Genomic DNA, 13,703 nt, shown 5'->3' on the forward strand with positions numbered 1-13,703 from the left:
GCCGCCCGCGCCGCCCGCGCCTGTGCCGGATCGCCAGCCGGGTGGCCAGGCGGCGGGCCAGGGGATGGACCTCCCGGCGGAGCCGGGCCAGTTCCTCCTTGGTCGCGCGCAGGAAGTCGACCTGGTCGATCGGCGGCCGGACAGCCGACCTGGCGATCTTCTCGATCCCCGACTCCTCGGCGATCCTGCGGCGTACGTCGGTGGCGACGGCCTCGGTGAACGCCTCCGTGGTCCGTGCGATGTGCCGCCTGGCGACCTTCTCCGGCAGGCCGCCGCGCTCGTCGAGCATGGCGGCGAGCATCCGGGCCACCAGCGTCTCCGGCGACAGCGCGCGCAGCACGGGGAAGGAGAACCACGACTGCCTGCCGGGGGCCGCCTGGACCTGCCCGAATCTCCCGACCATGGCCCGGGCGAACTCCCGGAACGCGGGATCGGCCGGATCGCCCATCAGCAGCTCCGCCAGCCGCTCCCGCAGCTCGGGCAGCTCGGGCTGCTCGGCGTCCTGGGCTTCTTCGCCGACGGCGGTGCCGTCGGCGCCGCTGATCACCGGCGGGAACCACAGGTCGAAGAGCGTGTCGAAGCCCGGCCGGTGGGCGGGCCGCTTCACCAGCGTCGCGGCGTACGCCTCGCGCAGTGTCTCCCGGTCGGCCAGGTCGACGACCATGAGCGCGTGGGCCGCGTCCAGTCCCTCGGCGGGGGAGACCGGCAGCCCGGCCGCCCGCAGGGCGTGCACGAACCCCACGTGCCGGTCCACGAGGGATGCCCGAGGCGTTGTCATCACCGGGTCGTCACCGGGCGGGCAGGCCGAGCTCCTTGGCGGCCCGCACCTGGTCGGAGTTGTGCTTGAGCACCACGCCCAGCGTCTCGCCGATCAGCGCCTCGTCCAGCTCCGTACGGCCCAGCGCGAGCAGGGTGTGCGCCCAGTCGACGGTCTCGGCGATGGACGGCGACTTCTTCAGCTCCAGCCCGCGCAGCGTGGCCACCGTACGGGCGATCTGCTCGGCGATGCCCGCGGGCAGCCCGGGCACCTGCGCGAGCAGGATGTCGCGCTCCCGCTCCGGAGTGGGGTAGTCGAGGTGGAGGTACAGGCAGCGCCGCTTGAGCGCCTCCGACAGCTCGCGGGTCGCGTTCGAGGTCAGCACGACGTACGGCCGGCGCGCGGCGGTGATCGTGCCCAGCTCGGGAATCGTGACCTGGTAGTCGGACAGGATCTCCAGCAGCAGACCCTCGACCTCGACGTCGGCCTTGTCGGTCTCGTCGATGAGCAGCACGGTGGGCTCCTCGCTCCTGATCGCCTTCAGGAGGGGACGCTCCAGCAGGAACTCCTCGGAGAAGATGTCGTCCCAGGCGCCGTCGTCGGCCTGGATGCGCAGCAGCTGCTTCTTGTAGTTCCACTCGTACAGCGCCCGCGCCTCGTCCAGGCCCTCGTAGCACTGCAGGCGGATGAGCCGGGCGCCGGTGGCCGCGGCGACGGCCTTGGCGAGCTGGGTCTTGCCCACTCCCGCGGGCCCCTCCGCCAGCAGCGGCTTGCCCAGCGCCCCGGCCAGGAACACCGATGTCGCGATGCCGTCGTCGGCAAGGTAGTCGACGGCCGTCAGCCGCCCGCGGACCTCGTCAGGCGAGGCGAACCACATGTGCGCTCCAAACCGCCGATAACCGAATGTTGTTCTACTCTAGCCCGATTTTGACCGCTCTGAGGTGTGCGATAACCTCTAAGAGCTCTGCGCCGCTAGCTCAGTTGGTTAGAGCAGCTGACTCTTAATCAGCGGGTCCGGGGTTCGAGTCCCTGGCGGCGCACCAATTGAAACCCCAGGCCGGTATCACCGGCCTGGGGTTTTTCATTCGGTGATCGCCTCGGCGATGCCCCGTGCCCGCCGTGGCGTCATGGGTGTCCGGACAGATCCCGGAAGATCAGGACGGCAGTAGCATGGGCGCCATGCATCCGCCGGTGCCCCCCACCTCATGGAGCCAGCCGCCCCCACCCGCTCCTCCGGGGGCGCAGGTGACCATCGACGTGAAGCGGCACTGGCTGAGCTTCATGCTGGCCATGATCACGCCGAAGATCGTCATCAACGGCCGTCAGATGCTGGGCCGGTGGGGACGCAACACGATCCCGCTTCCTCCCGGTCAGTACCATCTCCACGTCCACCTGCCCTATCTCCTCCCCGCGCGGATCGGCCCGGCGGATCTGACGATCTGGCTCCAGCCCGGTATGGCGCTCGAACTCGAATACCGCGCTCCCATGTGGACCTACTCCAGAGGCGCCCTCGGCCCCGCCCCTCAGCCGTGGAACGGAATGGGCTGTGCGATCACGTCCCTGGTGATCGCGGGCGTCGGGGTGGCACTCCTGCTGGTGCTGATCGTCGCCGTGGTGGTCGCAGCCGCCTGACGCCGGGAAGGGCCTGAACCGGTCTTAAGTGCTATTCGAACGGCACCGATCGCACTTTCGGCTGATACCGTGCCAGGCCCTGGCCTCGCAGGATCAGGCCATGCCATCCAAAGATCCGCATGCGGCGCTGAGAGCCGAGGGCCCCACCAGGCATGACGAGGCACGTCCGGCTCTGACCGGCCGTCGTCGGAGCAGCGGAAAGCCGGCGTTCCGGACTCCGATCCTGCGGGCCGGCCTGGCCGTGGTCGCAGGACTGCTCACCCTGCCGGTCCCCGCCTCCCGGACGCCGGCGTCCGCCTCTTCCGCGTACGCCTCCATCGGTTCTCCGGTCACGACGAGCGGCGCGCCGTATTTGCCCGAGCCGACCGGTCCCCATCCGGTCGGCACGACGTCCCTGCGTCTGGAGGACACCTCGCGCCCTGACCCCTGGGTCCCCGAGGCCGGGTCGAGAGAGCTCATGGTCTCCCTCTGGTACCCGGCGAAGTCCCGTAACGGCCGGCGTGCGCCCTATGTGACGCCCAAGGAGTCGGAGCTCATCCTGAAGGGCAAGGGGGTGACGGGCGTGCCGTCCGACGTGCTGAGCAGAACGCGGACCCACGCGTTCAGCGGCGCCGAACCGGCGGGACGTGGACACACTCTGCCCCTTGTCGTGCTCTCTCCCGGCTTCACCGACCCCCGAAGCTCGCTCACCGCCTTGGCCGAGGAACTGGCGAGCAGAGGCTACGTGGTGGCCGGCGTCGACCACACGTACGAGACCTTCGCCACCACGTTCCCCGACGGGCGGCTGACCACCTGCGCCGCGTGCGAACTCGAAGGCGTCGACGACTTCGGGAAGAAGGCGGTGGAGAACCGGGCGGTCGACGTCTCGTTCGTGATCGATCAGCTGACCGGTCCACATGCCAAGTGGACGGGCGCTTCGCTGATCGACGCGTCCCGGATCGCGATGGCGGGCACGTCCCTCGGAGGCGCGAGCGTCGCCGGGACGATGCTGAGGGACTCCCGGGTACGCGGCGGTATCAACATGGACGGCCTCATGTTCGCCCCCATCCCCGCGAGCGGGGTGGCACGCCCGTTCCTGCTCCTGGGCCAGCCTTCGCACAGTCCGGGCGGCATGGACGCCACATGGGACCGCGACTGGGAACACCTGACCGGGTGGAGGCGCTGGCTCGTGGTGGCCGGAGCGGTACACCCGTCCTTCGGCGACTACGATCTGCTGGCCCAGCAGATCGGCGTCGACCTCGGCAGTGGGCTTCCTGGAAGCCGCTCCGTGGCCATCACCCGCAGGTACGTCCGAGCCTTCCTCGACCTGCACCTGGGCGATAAGCCACAGCCCCTGCTGGACAGGCCGTCGGTGCGCTACCCCGAGGTCGCGTTCTGCTCGCCGGAAACGAAGACCTGCGGATAGAGAGGTTCGACGGCTGGGTTACGGGGGCTGAAAGACTCTTGATCAGCGGGTCCGGGGGTCGAGTCCCCGGCGGCGCACCGCTTCGGAAAGCCCGGGCCGTTCGGTCCGGGCTTTCCCCGTTTCCCTGGTGGCGTGCAGGGACGCGAGCAGCTGGAGGCGTTCCGCGTCCGCGCTGCCGGGCTCTGCCGTGTGGACGAGCAGGACCGGCCCGGGATTGCCGGGCAGGGGATAGACGTCCCAATCGAGGGTGATCTCGCCCACCTGGGGATGCCGGAACAGCTTGGTCCCGTGGACCGTCTCACGCACGTCGTGCCGGGCCCAGAGCCGGCGGAAGTCCGCGCTGCGGATGCTCAGCTCGCCGATGATCGTCGTGGCGCGCGGATGGGTGGGATCGGTCGCGACGGCGGCCCGCAACATGCCGATGTACTGCAGGGCGGTGGTCTCCCAGTCGGGGCAGCGCGAACGGCTCCCGGGATCCTCGAACAGCACCATGAGCATGTTCCGCCGCCCCGGCGGCAGGGGGGCCGGATCGCCGAGCAGCGCCTCGGCGAGGGTGTTCCACGCGAGCACGTCCAGGTGCCGGCCGAGCACGACCGCGGGGGTTCCCATGACGTGCAGCAGGCGCCTCGTGCTGTCCGGCACGCGCTCCGGGGCGCGGCGCGTACGGGCGGCCGCCGGCCGCCGTGCCGCCCGGGCGAGGGTGAACAGGTGCCGCCGTTCCTCGTCGTCGAGGTCGAGCGCGGAGGCGATGGCGTCGAGCACCTGGTCGGAGGGCCGCACCTCACGGCCCTGTTCCATGCGCTGGTAGTAGTCGGTGCTCAGCCCGGCCAGCAGCGCGACCTCCTCGCGCCGCAGACCGGCCACCTTGCGCCGGGGCCCCGGCTCCAGGCCGACGTCCTGCGGGCGCAGCCGGCCGCGCCGGGCACGCAGGAAATCGCCGAGCTCACGGGCGTACGGGTGGTCGACAGCCATGACCTCAGTCTGCCGGTGCGGCCCGCGCCGAAGGTAGGTCTGGCGTTCCCAGGCAAACGCGTACGACCGAATCCCGGCGACCCCGTCCTAGCGTCGTCGCCATGACCGAATGGAACGCCAGTCACATCCCCGATCAGCACGGCCGGGTCGCCGTCGTCACCGGCGCGAACTCCGGGCTCGGACTGGTCACCGCGACCGAGCTCGCCCGGAATGGCGCACACGTCGTGATGGCCGTACGCGACATCGCCGCCGGTGAGCGGGAGGCCGAGGCGATCCGGCGTTCGGCGCCACGGGCCGAGATCGAGGTGCGGAAGCTCGACCTGGCCTCGCTCGCGTCGGTGCACGCGTTCGCCAAGGAGCTGACCGCCGACTTCCCGGCGGTCGACCTGCTGGTCAACAACGCCGGCGTGGTCATCCTCGGCCCCGCCCGCACGACGGCCGACGGGTTCGAGCTCCAATTCGGCACCAACATGCTGGGCCACTTCGCCCTCACCGGCCTGCTGCTCGACAGCCTCGGCCGGGCGGACGCCGCGCGGGTGGTCAGCCTCAGCTCGATCACCCACAAGAACGCCCACCTCGACTTCGACGACCTGATGTCGCGGCGCGACTTCAACGCCAGTCGCGCGTACGGCCGCTCCAAGCTCGCCACCACCGTCTTCGGCCTCGAACTCGACCGCCGTCTGCGCGCCGCGGGCTCACCGGTCGTCAGCGTCCTCGCCCACCCCGGGCTGTCCAGGAGCAACCTCACCCCCCGGGCCTGGGAGCATCGCGGCCGGATGGGGCGGATCTTCGCCCGGGGCGGGCTGCTGGTGACACAGCCGGCCGAGCGGGGGGCGCTGCCCCAGCTCTTCGCCGCGACCGCGCCCGATGTGCGCGGCGGTCAGTTCTTCGGGCCGTCCGGCCTCTTCGAGACGCGCGGCCGGGTCGTGGAGGTCCGCCCCAGCACGGAGGCGGCCGACCCGAGCGTCGGGCGCCGCCTGTGGACCGCAGCCGAGGCCCTGACCGGCGTCACCTACCTCTGACCCGGCCCGACGAAGAAGCCGCTGGGCCGAGGGTGCGGATCAGGCCGAACTCGCCGTCGTAGCCGGGGTCCTTGGTCACCTCGCCGTTCCGCAGGCGGCCGATCGCCTCGGCGAGCGGCGGCGATTGGGCGGCGATGTCGTCGAGCGGGAGGTCGCCGAGGATCGCGAGCTCCGGCCCGAGCGCGGCCACGAGCCTGTCGGTCTCGGCGCTCACCTTCTTGCTCTTCGGGCCGACCCCCAGGATTTCGGCCACGAGATCCGGGAGCGGGACGAGGTTGCGGAAGTCCGCCGCGCCGGGCGGGGTCCTGCCGGCGGGGCGGTCGGCCAGATCCTCGACCCTGCTGAGCACGCCGACCGTGAGTTTCCCGCCGCACACCGGGCACAGGCCGCCGAGCTTGCGGGTCTCCTCCGGGTCGAGGCGCACGCCGCACTTGCGATGGCCGTCGACGTGGTATTTGCCCGCCTCGGGGAAGAACTCGGTCGTGCCGCGCAGACCGGCGCCGGTGCGCAGGACGCGCTCGATCGCGAAGTAGTCCAGATCGGTCTCGAAGACCGTGGTCTCGCGGCCGACGATGGGCGGCGAGTGGGCGTCCGAGTAGCTGACCAGCCGATACCCGTCGAGGCCGGAGACCTGCCACATCATCGCGGGATCGGCGGACAGCCCGGTCTCCAGCGCGAAGACGTGCTCGGTGAGGTCGCCGAAGCACTCCTCCAGGCTGTCGAACCCCGATTTCGAACCGAGCACGCCGAACCACGGCGTCCAGACGTGCGCCGGCACCAGGTAGGCGCCCTCGCCGCAGGACAGGACGGCCTCGAGCAGCTCCCGGCTGCTCATGCGTACGGTGGGCCGGCCGTCCACACCGAGATCGGCGATCTTGGCCAGGCCGCGGTTGAACTCCTCGACCTGGTCGAATCCGGGTAGGTAGACGAGGTGGTGGATCTTCCGGGAGCGGCCGGCCTGGGAGTAGACGGTGGAGATCTCCACCGACAGCATGTACCGCACGGGGGCGTCCGCCACGCTGTCCGGCAGCGTCGCGGCGACCTCGCGGTCGAGGTCGTCGCGCAGCCGGAACAGCCCCGGCTCGGCCGGCACGAGAGCCGTGCGCAGCCGCTCCAGCCAGGCCGGGTGGGTGAAGTCTCCCGTGCCCATGAGCGTGACGCCCTTGCGGCGGGCCCACCAGGTCAGCTGCTCCAGGTCGCTGTTCTTGCTGCACGCGTACGCGTACCTGGAGTGCATGTGCAGGTCGGCGTGGAAACGCACGGTGACCTCTCCCGTCGGCGTGATCCCGGATTCACCAGCTTGCCGATCAGAAGAGATCGAAACGCCCGCCCCTCTACAGTTCGGCGATGCGGTCCAGCAGCGCCTTCTTCGCCGTGCTGAACTCCTCGTCGGTCAGCACTCCGCTCCGGTGCAGTTCGCCCAGGTCGGCGAGCCGCCGGATCAGCAGGTCGCGCCCGTCCGCGGCGGGGGGCGGCAGGGCGGCGGGCGGTTCCGGCGCGTGGCGGGCCAGCCGCGCCAGCACGGCGGCCGCGACGAGGACGCTGCCGGACGCCGTCGAAGCTCACGGTGCCGTCACCGGCCGTGGCGCTGATCGGCACGGCCGGGCCGGGCAGCAGGAAATCGGGACAGGGCTCCTCCGGCACCTGGGCCAGCTGCACCAGATTGCGGATCTCGCCGGCCATGTACTCCGCCGCCGCCTTGCGCTCCTTGGGGACGGCCAGCCGGTAGGGGTCGGCGGGGGCGGCCAGCAGCCCGGCGCCGACCTCGGTCAGCGGGTCCGCCCCGGGGCGCAGCCGCAGCCGCAGGTGCCCGCCTTTGCGGGAGGGCTCGAACACGGCGCCCGCCACGGCCTCCAACGGCACCACCAGGTCCCCGAGGGCCTTGCGCACCTCGTGGACGTCGCGGCCGCTGCCGGGGGTGATCCGTACCGCCTCGACATCGACCGTCCATGCGCCGTCTTCCACGACGATCTCGGTCATGCGATCACACCACGACGAAGGCGCCCGAGGGCGGCCGGGGGATCAGTAGAGCTTGATCTCCGGCACCGGCAGCCGCACCTGCTCCGGGCCGTGCCAGTTCCCACGGCCCTTCGGCAGGCCGGTCAGCGCGCCGGCCAGATCCAGCGGGAGCGAGACGCTGCTCTTCCTGAGGTCGACGGTGACGTTGGCGCCGGTGGCCTGCTCACGGCTGTAGGTGGAGTCGGTCCCGGCGATCACCAGGCCGATCCTGTGGCCCTTCTTGAACGTGTACTCCTGCGGCAGGGTCTTCCACTTCACCTGTGCGTACGTCCCGGGGGTCAGCGGGGACGACTCGGTGAGCGAATCGCGGTTCTGCGCGTCGATCCAGCCGCGGGCCACGACCTCCAGGGGCCTGGTGGCCAGGTTGGTGGCGACCTTCTTGTAACAGGCGTCGTCGGCGGTGGTGCCGTCGCCGTGGCAGTCCTCCTCGGCGAGGGTGGTGATGCCCTGCCCGAGACGCCAGTCGACCCGGGTGTCCTCGCCGAAGTCGACCAGGAGCGCGGTCAGGTTCGCGGCCGGCCTGTCGAGGGAGATCCGCAGGTCCACCTCGGGCGTGCCGGACAAGCGCAGGTTCAACGGCAGCGCGCCGGTGGTGAAGGCGACCCTGCCCGGCGCCGCCGTGCCGACGTCGGCGACCATCGCGTCCTCCGACTGGCGGGTGTCGGTGAAGGCGGCCGTCTTCCCCTTCCTGGCGGGGAGCAGGCCGAGCGAGCCGTCGGCGGACGGCCGGAGGGGCACCTTCCGGGCGAGCGGCGCGGGCCAGTCGCGCTGCGTGACCCACTCGGCCGGGCCGATCTGCACGTCGGCGCGCGGCTCCCGCATGATCCCGTTGTCCACGCCGAGCAGCCAGCGGTCGAACCAGCGGTGCAGCGTGTCGACCCACAGGCCGCGGCGCCCCTCGAAGTCGAAGGGGTCCACGTGCTGATACTGGCCGACCCAGATCTTGCGCGGCACGTTCCGGTCGGCCAGCGCCTGCCACCACACCGAGAAGTTGTCGGGCTTGACGTTCAGGTCGTTGACCGTGTGCACGACGAAGACGCTCGCGCGCACCTTCGAGGCGTCGCCGAGCGATCCGGCGACGTAGTCGCGCTCGGCCCAGAAGCCGTTGTAGTCGCCCGTCGCGTCGTCGGCGTCGGCGTCCAGCCGGGCCCGTACGGCCGCGCACTTGGCGGCCGGGTCGGTGTCGACGGCCCGGGACAGGTACGACATGTAGTTGTAGTTGTAGACGACGCCGTTGGACCGCTGGTACTTGTACCAGGAGCTGATGGCGGAGATCGGGACGATCGTCTCCAGGCCCTCGACCCCGGTCGCCGCGACCGCGTTGGCCAGCGTGCCGTCGTACGACTTGCCGATCATGCCGGCCTTGCCGGTGCTCCAGTCGGCCACCGCCGGGGTGCCGTCGTCGTGGTAGGCGGGGGCGCGGCCGTTCAGCCAGTCGACGACCGCCTTGCCGCCCAGCACGTCGGCTCTGCCGCCCACGTCGGGACAGCCGTCGGACTTGGTGGTTCCGGCCATGTCGACGTTGAGGACGGCGTACCCGCGCGGCACGAAGTAGTTGTCGTAGAACAGCGGGAACTTGGCGAGCTCGCCGGCCGCGTCGTAGACCTTGCGCTCGGACTCGTTGCCGCGCCCGGAGTTGTCGTAGTAGGGGCTCTCGTCGATGATCGACGGCACCGTGAGACCGAGCCCCGACTCCCTGGGCCTGATGATGTCCACCCTGACCCGGTCGAGGCGGCCGTCGGAGTCGCTGTCGACGCTCGACTCGACGTAGACGTGCTCACGGATCGCGTCGGCGTAGGAGAAGACCGGCTGGGTCCGTCCCTGTGCGACGGTGATCGCGGGTCCGGTGGCCGCATGGACCGGTACCGCGCCGATCGCGGTCACGGCGACGGCGGCGAGGGCTGCTCGTAACAGCACGGAGAGCCTCCTGGGGGGTGCGGAAGTCCCCGTAAATCTCCATGCGGGCCGGTATGTCGGCAAGATTCCTTAACGTGATCGACATCACCTTGGTCCTGCCGCGTGACAAGAAGTCGGTCAGCTGAGTCAAAATCCCCGTTGCCTCTTGACTGCTCCCCGGCGAGGTTGAGAACCTTCTCATCATCCCGGTGAGAACGTTCTACGCGTTTGCTCGCCGGTCAGTGAGAACGTTCTACATGCGGAGTGCCAATGACTTCGAAAACCGGCCTGCGGCCCATCGATCCCCAGCTCAGGGAGGTCATCGGGGGAGCGGTCGACCAGCGCGGCCTCGCCGCGAAGGTGGCGGCGCAGGCGGCCTCCGCCGGAGTGACGGACGTGTTCTTCCTCGGCTGCGGCGGTTCCTGGGCCTCCTCGGTGCCGGCGCACGCCACCCTGTCCGCCTCGGCGACCGGGCTGGTCAGCCACAACATCAACGCCGCCGAGTTCCTGGCGTCCCCCTCCCCCCGGCTGTCGGAGCGCTCACTGGTGGTGGCCTCCTCCCACTCCGGTGCGACCCCCGAGACGGTGGCCGCGGCGCGCCTGGCCAAGGAGGCGGGTGCGTACGTCGTGGCGGTGGCGACCGACGACGACAACCCGCTCGGCGAGCTGGGGGACGCCGCGTTCACCTACCACAGTGAGAAGACGATCACGGCGGCCAAGCACGTCCTGCTGGGACAGCTCGTGCATGAGCTGCTGCGGATCGACGGCGCCGACCTCGACCACGAGACCCTCCGGCGTGGCTACGAGGCGCTGCCCGACGCGCTCGCCGTCGCCACCGAGGCGCACGAGGAACTGTCGGCGACGATCGCGCGGGAGACCGCCGACGCCGACCTGACCTTCGTGGTCGGCGGCGGCAACGCGTACGGCGTCGCCTTCCTGCTCTCGGTCTGCTACCTGATGGAGATGCAGTGGAAGAAGTCGGTCTGCGTGGCGTCCGGCGACTTCTTCCACGGCGCGTTCGAGATGGTGGTCGGCGACGCGCCGCTCATCCTCCTGCGTGGCGAGGACCGCACCCAGGCGATGGCCGACCGGGTCGCCGCCTTCGCCCCCAAGGTGACCTCCCGGGTCTACACGCTCGACTCGGCCGCCCTCGAACTGCCCGGCGTGCCCGCCGCGGCGCGGCCCGAGCTGTCGGCCCCGGTGCTGGCCAACCTCGCCACCCGGCTCGCCGACCACTACGAGTCCGTCACCGGCCACTCGCTCGACGAGCGGCGCTACATGCACAAGATGGCGTACTGAGATGAGGTTGTGCGGCGTCGGCGACAACGTCGTCGACAGATATCTCGACCTCGGCCTCGTCTTCCCCGGCGGCAGCGCCTGCAACGTCGCGGTCCACGCCCGGCGCCTCGGCGCGGAGGCCGCCTACGTCGGTTCGATCGGGTCCGACCCCGCGGGCGACCTCGTACGGCACAGCCTGGCCGCCGAGGGCGTCGAGGCCCGCTGGTCCCGGTACGGGGGCCACCCCACGCCCCGGGCCGACGTCAAGCTCGACGCCGACGGGAACCGGACCTTCGTCGACTACGTCCCGCCCACCGAGGACCTCCGGCTGAGCCCGGCGGACGTGGACTACCTGGCGTCGTTCGACCTCGTCCACACGGGACACACCAGCCTGGTCGAGGACCAGCTGCCCGACATCGCCCGCGTCACCGAGGTCTCCTTCGACTTCTCCTACAAGGACATGGAGTACGCGCGGGACCTGCTGCCCTCGGTCGCCATCGCCTTCTTCTCCCGGGCCCGGCTCGACCGGCGCGAGTGCGCCGGGTTCGCCGCGTCCGTCCTCGCTCTCGGACCCCGCGTCGTGGTCGTGACCTGCGGAGATCAGGGTGCGTTGCTGGCCTCGGCGGACCGTACAGTGTGGCAGCCGGCGGTTCCCACCGAGGCGGTGGACACGCTCGGCGCCGGCGACGCCTTCGCGGCGCAGCTGCTGGTCGCGCTGCCCGTGGCCCCGGCCGAGGTCGCCATGGCGCGGGCCGCGGCCTACGCCGCCTCCGTCTGCCGCCACCACGGCGGTTACGGCTACCCCGCCGATATCGACGCCCTCTATCCACCGGAGGAGACCTCATGAAGGACAGCGCCGACCTCGCTGTGCGGGTACGCGGCGTGCGCAAGCGGTACGGCCACGTCGAGGCGCTGCGCGGCGTCGACCTGGACATCGCACCCGGGGAGATCCACGCCCTGCTCGGCGACAACGGCGCCGGTAAGTCGACGCTGGTGAAGGTGCTCGCGGGAGCGGTGACGCCCGACGAGGGCACCGTCGAGATCAACGGCGTGCCGCACCGGTTCACCGGGCCGAGGGACGCCCAGGCGGCCGGTATCGAGACGGTCTACCAGGACCTGGCGCTCGCGCCGACGCTGCCGCCGGACGCCAACCTCTTCCTCGGGCGCGAGCCCGCCCGCCCCGGGCTGCTGGGCCGGCTGGGGTTCGTCGACCGCAAGACCATGCGGGCCGAGGCCGCCACGCACCTGCGCCGGCTCAACTCGAAGATCCAGGATCTGGGCGCCGAGGTCGGCTCCATGTCGGGCGGGCAGAAGCAGGCCGTCGCGGTCGCCAGGGCGGCGATGTGGGGCTCGGCCCTGATCATGATGGACGAGCCGACCGCGGCGCTCGGCGTGGCGCAGACCGAATCGGTCCTCGAGCTCATCCGGCGGATCCGGGACGAGAAGGGCCTACCGGTGCTGCTCATCTCCCACAACCTGCCCGACGTCTTCCGCGTCGCGGACCGCTGCACGGTCCTGCGGCTCGGCAGGCGAGTCCTGACCGCGCCCATGTCCGACGTCACCTCGACCGACCTGATCAGGGCGATGACGGGCGCCGACACGCTCAGCCCGACCGAGGAAAGGGCGGCAGAACCCCGATGACCGATCTCGCTTCCCCGACCAAGCCGCCGGCGACGCCGCCGGCCAGGGCGCGCAGGAGGGCTCTGCCGCGCACCCAGCGGCTGTCCGACGCGACCATCCTGCTCCTGCTGATCGCCATCGTGGCGGTCTTCTCGATCGTCACCCCGGCGGGGACGTTCCTGTCGCTCAGCAACGCCGAGTCCATCCTGCTCACGGCGTCGCAGCTGCTCATCCTCTCGTGCGGCATCACGTTCCTGCTCATCGCCGGCGGGCTCGACCTGTCCATCGGCTCGATCACGATCTTCTCCGCCGTCGTCGTGGCCAAGGTGATGGGGGCGCTCGCCGGGACGGCGGCGCAGGCGGCCGACTTCCACTACCCCAACCTCGGCATCGCGATCACCGTGGCCATCGTCTGCGGCCTGCTCGTCGGCGTCGGCTGGGGGGCCGTCAACGGGGTGCTCGCCGTCAAGCTGCGCATCCCCCCGTTCATCGCCACGCTCGCGACCGGCGGCATCGTGCTCGGCCTGGCGAGCGTCTGGACCAACGGCCAGAACGTGCAGAACGTGCCGCTGCCCTTCCAGTCGTCGTTCGGCCTGGGCAAGCTGTTCGGGGTCATCCCGTGGTCCATCGTGATCGCGGCCGTGGTCACCGCGGTCTTCTGGGTCGTGCTGTCGAAGACCCGCTTCGGCCTGCACACGTACGCGATGGGCGCCAACCTGGAGGCGGCCCGGCGCTCAGGCGTGAACGTCAAGCGGCACATGATCCTGCTCTACGTCGGCACCGGCGCCCTGTGCGGGATCGTGGCCGTCCTCGACGTCGCGCGCTTCGGCACGGCGTCGATCACCAGCCACTCCGGGGACGCGCTGTCGGCCATCGCCGCCGTCGTCATCGGCGGGACGAGCCTGTTCGGGGGACGGGGCCGCATCTCCGGGACCGTGGTGGGTGCGCTCATCCCGGCGGTCCTGCAGAGCGGCTTCGTGATCATGGACGTCCAGCCGTTCTGGCAGAACGTCGCCGTCGGCGTCGTCCTGCTCGTGGCCGTCTACGTGGACCAGGTCAAGATCCGCGCCCAGGAACGCACATGACCTTTCCCCCTCGCTCC

The 13,703-nt window shown here is 71.0% G+C and carries 12 protein-coding genes, 1 tRNA gene and 2 pseudogenes; 8 read left to right on the forward strand and 7 right to left on the reverse strand.

Features of this window, described 5'->3' with window-relative positions; genetic code table 11:
* A pseudogene (locus AB0J39_RS16615) lies at positions 1 to 778 on the reverse strand (hypothetical protein); the annotation flags it as partial.
* A gap of 10 nt (positions 779 to 788) precedes the next feature.
* Positions 789 to 1,634, reverse strand: a complete 846-nt coding sequence (locus AB0J39_RS16620) for a MoxR family ATPase (RefSeq protein WP_363465127.1) — start codon at positions 1,632 to 1,634, stop codon at positions 789 to 791.
* Positions 1,635 to 1,723: 89 nt separating this feature from the next.
* On the opposite strand from AB0J39_RS16620, the gene AB0J39_RS16625 reads away from it, so the two are divergent.
* The 3 genes from AB0J39_RS16625 to AB0J39_RS16635 all read left to right on the forward strand — a co-directional run bounded on the left by AB0J39_RS16625 (position 1,724) and on the right by AB0J39_RS16635 (position 3,794).
* Positions 1,724 to 1,800 (forward strand) — tRNA-Lys (locus tag AB0J39_RS16625).
* Between the two features lie 202 nt (positions 1,801 to 2,002).
* Positions 2,003 to 2,389: a hypothetical protein gene (locus AB0J39_RS16630; RefSeq protein ID WP_363465130.1), complete on the forward strand. Its 387-nt coding sequence runs from the start codon at positions 2,003 to 2,005 to the stop codon at positions 2,387 to 2,389.
* 100 nt (positions 2,390 to 2,489) lie between these two features.
* Entirely contained in the window at positions 2,490 to 3,794 is a 1,305-nt protein-coding gene (locus AB0J39_RS16635; RefSeq protein WP_363465132.1) for an alpha/beta hydrolase, read from the forward strand.
* Between the two features lie 42 nt (positions 3,795 to 3,836).
* Here AB0J39_RS16635 and AB0J39_RS16640 read toward each other — a convergent pair whose 3' ends face one another.
* Positions 3,837 to 4,766 carry a helix-turn-helix transcriptional regulator gene (locus tag AB0J39_RS16640; protein WP_363465135.1) on the reverse strand — a complete coding sequence of 310 codons (930 nt, stop codon included), beginning with the start codon at positions 4,764 to 4,766 and terminating at the stop codon, positions 3,837 to 3,839.
* A 101-nt stretch (positions 4,767 to 4,867) separates the two neighbouring features.
* Between AB0J39_RS16640 and AB0J39_RS16645 the strand changes: the two genes are divergently transcribed.
* Positions 4,868 to 5,788, forward strand: coding sequence for an oxidoreductase (locus tag AB0J39_RS16645; protein WP_363465137.1), 921 nt, complete (start codon positions 4,868 to 4,870; stop codon positions 5,786 to 5,788).
* Here the strand turns inward: AB0J39_RS16645 and AB0J39_RS16650 are convergent.
* From AB0J39_RS16650 to AB0J39_RS16665, 4 genes and pseudogenes are all read right to left on the reverse strand, one after another.
* Positions 5,775 to 7,049 (reverse strand): endonuclease Q family protein, encoded by a 1,275-nt coding sequence (locus AB0J39_RS16650; RefSeq protein WP_363465139.1) that lies wholly within the window; start codon positions 7,047 to 7,049, stop codon positions 5,775 to 5,777. The two genes, AB0J39_RS16645 and AB0J39_RS16650, sit on opposite strands and share 14 nt — an antisense overlap.
* 73 nt (positions 7,050 to 7,122) lie before the next feature.
* Positions 7,123 to 7,311, reverse strand: a complete 189-nt coding sequence (locus AB0J39_RS16655) for an SHOCT domain-containing protein (protein WP_363465141.1) — start codon at positions 7,309 to 7,311, stop codon at positions 7,123 to 7,125.
* 205 nt (positions 7,312 to 7,516) lie between these two features.
* Positions 7,517 to 7,768, reverse strand: a pseudogene (locus AB0J39_RS16660) (DUF4429 domain-containing protein); the annotation flags it as partial.
* 42 nt (positions 7,769 to 7,810) lie between these two features.
* A complete protein-coding gene (locus AB0J39_RS16665) occupies positions 7,811 to 9,724 on the reverse strand; it encodes a Xaa-Pro dipeptidyl-peptidase (protein WP_363465144.1) in 1,914 nt (637 codons plus the stop codon).
* 249 nt (positions 9,725 to 9,973) lie between these two features.
* On the opposite strand from AB0J39_RS16665, the gene AB0J39_RS16670 reads away from it, so the two are divergent.
* The 4 genes from AB0J39_RS16670 to AB0J39_RS16685 are packed head-to-tail and all read left to right on the forward strand — an operon-like array spanning position 9,974 to position 13,686.
* Positions 9,974 to 11,002, forward strand: a complete 1,029-nt coding sequence (locus tag AB0J39_RS16670; RefSeq protein WP_363465146.1) for an SIS domain-containing protein — start codon at positions 9,974 to 9,976, stop codon at positions 11,000 to 11,002.
* Position 11,003: 1 nt separating this feature from the next.
* Positions 11,004 to 11,828, forward strand: a complete 825-nt coding sequence (locus AB0J39_RS16675; protein WP_363465149.1) for a PfkB family carbohydrate kinase — start codon at positions 11,004 to 11,006, stop codon at positions 11,826 to 11,828.
* Positions 11,825 to 12,622, forward strand: coding sequence for an ATP-binding cassette domain-containing protein (locus AB0J39_RS16680; RefSeq protein WP_363465151.1), 798 nt, complete (start codon positions 11,825 to 11,827; stop codon positions 12,620 to 12,622). The genes AB0J39_RS16675 and AB0J39_RS16680 overlap by 4 nt, the downstream gene beginning before the upstream one ends.
* A complete protein-coding gene (locus AB0J39_RS16685) occupies positions 12,619 to 13,686 on the forward strand; it encodes an ABC transporter permease (RefSeq protein ID WP_363465154.1) in 1,068 nt (355 codons plus the stop codon). The genes AB0J39_RS16680 and AB0J39_RS16685 overlap by 4 nt, the downstream gene beginning before the upstream one ends.
* Positions 13,687 to 13,703: the final 17 nt, after the last annotated feature.

It is taken from the genome of Microbispora sp. NPDC049633 (assembly GCF_040675265.1).
Taxonomy (GTDB): domain Bacteria; phylum Actinomycetota; class Actinomycetes; order Streptosporangiales; family Streptosporangiaceae; genus Microbispora; species Microbispora maris.